The organism is Actinomyces vulturis, from assembly GCF_001687305.1.
In the GTDB taxonomy this organism is placed as follows: domain Bacteria; phylum Actinomycetota; class Actinomycetes; order Actinomycetales; family Actinomycetaceae; genus Actinomyces; species Actinomyces vulturis.
Genome location: NZ_LZRK01000011.1, coordinates 1 through 2,459, shown reverse-complemented (window position 1 = coordinate 2,459; position 2,459 = coordinate 1). Strand labels below are relative to the sequence as shown.

Annotated in this window: 2 protein-coding genes; both read right to left on the bottom strand. The window is 46.5% G+C overall.

Annotated elements, in window-relative coordinates; translation table 11 throughout:
- Positions 1-165: 165 nt before the first annotated feature.
- Entirely contained in the window at positions 166-693 is a 528-nt protein-coding gene (locus A9753_RS09320; protein WP_067783821.1) for a restriction endonuclease subunit S, read from the bottom strand.
- Positions 686-2,459 (bottom strand): HsdM family class I SAM-dependent methyltransferase (locus tag A9753_RS09315; RefSeq protein WP_067783819.1); only part of this gene is annotated, 1,774 nt, incomplete at its 5' end. The genes A9753_RS09320 and A9753_RS09315, both read right to left, overlap by 8 nt.

The following is a 2,459-nucleotide window of genomic DNA, read 5'->3' as shown; positions in this document are numbered from 1 at the left end:
GTATTACGGTCAAGGACGATAAGGGAGTGAAGGTTTCTTGCCCATCAGATCGCCTTGAACCTGGCGAGTCAATGCAATGCACCGGATCTGGGGTGATCAAGTAAAAGACACTCACAACTTCGCCCCCTTACGTGGTCTGTGTAAGGGGGCGTTGTTGTGTCTGCGCTAATTGATCACGCTGGATAGGACATCGATGTTGCTTTCGCTTTGCTCAAGCACGTTTGTCATGTATCGCTCCATGTATGCCCAGTCTGGCTGACCCATTGCATCAACAGGGAGATAGATTTCATCATCGACAATTCGCTTCATTGAAATCGAATCGCCCCAAGAATACTTCTGCCGCAAGACAGATCTAAGTGCTGAGATTAGAAACAAATAGACTTGCTTTGTTGCATGTTGTTTGCTTTTAAGATAGAGAGCGATGTTATGACTATCATTTGAGCAAAAATCATTTTCTTGAAAAGTAAACGTTAAGGTTTTCCCGCCGATCATGATGCATCCACCTTTATCCATCCATGTTGATGGACAATCAATGTATGTCAACACACCATTGTTAAACGACGAAGCAGTAACATAGGGGATTTTGCCACTATCGGGAGTAATGTTTTTCTGAACAATACTCTGCGTATTCGACATATCAAATAAATCAGTTAACAGGAATTTCTGCCAGTCACTTGTTTCCAATTTACTCATTGCTGTTACCGTCTATGTCCATCGAAACAATCACATTCTCATCGTCAGTATTGATTGAACTCGAATACATGACTACTTCACGAATCTGATCTCCAAACTCTTTTGCATCAATGCCACGCTGGAACAGAAGGTAGTCCATGGCGGTGCGTTTAAAATCTTCTTCGAAGATCTCAAACGGTTTTTGAGGTAACTGGTAGGACAGGTGTTCATCTGGCTTAATCCACTGGCAGGTGTCATCACCAGACTGTTTTTCAACAACGTCAACCCAGTAGTCTTCGATTGCCGCCCATTTTTCGTACACGTCATGACGACCCTTGTTTTTGACTGTCACAAGGCCGTCAGTTTCCATGTAGCACGCGAAAATCTGCTTATTGTCTTGAGCAACACCGGACTCAAAAATGAAAACGCTTGTTGTCACGCCCACACCAAAGAACAGGTCTTCAGGTAGTTTGATGATCTTTTTGAGTCGGTGGTGAGACAAGATTCGCTTCATCTGCTTCTTGGATGTTTTTTCAAGTTTCTTGTCAGGCAGAATGAATGCGCAAGGGGTGCGTGGTGGAACGTTGTCTAAAACGTTTTCTACGATTGTCATGCACCCGTATTTTTTTTCATACGGTGGGTTCATCAAGACTTTGGTGATGTCCTTGTCTTCGATCCATCGGGCGGCTTTATCTTTGCGCGCGTCCAACTGTTCAAGGTTGGTCTTGCCATCTTTATGAATGAGCATGTTGGCACAGGCCAGGGCATAGATTTCGCGGTCAAACTCGATGCCGTAGAGCTGGTGTTGCTTAATCTGCTTGGCTTTGGCGGTGTTAACGCCACCGGCTTCCTGAATCATGTTGGACATGGATTTCACTAGGAATCCGCCACTACCGCATGTTGCGTCAAGAACGCGGTCATCCTTGTTCACTTCAACGATCCGGTACATAAAGTCGGTAATGTGTTCGGGGGTGAAAATCTGACCCGATTCAGATTTTTTCTTGTACCGGTTGAACTCGTTGAAAAAGATGCCCATCACGTCTTCACCACGCCATGAGGAAGAGTTGACGCACTCAGAAATCTCAACCACCCAATCAATGAAGCTGTTAATGGCTTCCTGGTTGTCGGTGGTGTTCATCTTGATGTCGGAATACTCTTCGAGCAAGATGTCGATTTTGTTGTTCTGGCTGCGGCTTTTCTCTAGTGACTTGGCCAGCGTGGAGTGAATGGCTGTGTGGAACGTGGCGTAGCCGAGGTCTTTGAGGCGTTGCAGTTCGACACCGTATCGCTGTGCCACCAGGGCACAGGCGGTGAAAATCATTCGATGGTAGAGGTTTTTGACACCGAACTCGAAGTGCAGGCAGTTGTTGATTTTGGAGGTGAGTTCATAGATCCGCTCTTTGTCGATTGCTTCGACATTGAACAACTCTGTGTAGAACTCGATGTTGTGAAGAGTGTTGCTGCCTGGGGCTTTGTATTCTTCTTCGCCCATGAATACGCGGGTGTCATCGCCGTTGTAGAGCACACCGACAACTTTGGAGTATTTGCTCTCAATGATCCGCACATTTTTTAAGATTTCATCTACCTGGGCTTGCCCTAGAGCAATACGGCTGGCTTTCGTTTCTAAAACGACAGCAGTCTCAGCAGTGTTGTGCGGCAGATACCACCCGTCGGGCTTATCGCTGATCCCCTTGAACCCGAGTTGGTTGAACGTGGTGATTTGTCCAACGCCAGACTGTGCCTTGTCGCTGTTTGTTAGCCCGAGTGTGTCACGGGCTAAATCACGC

Excerpts from the sequence above, each read along its gene's own strand:
- A9753_RS09320 (WP_067783821.1), bottom strand. The coding sequence starts at position 693 with ATGAGTAAATTGGAAACAAGTGACTGGCAGAAATTCCTGTTAACTGAT.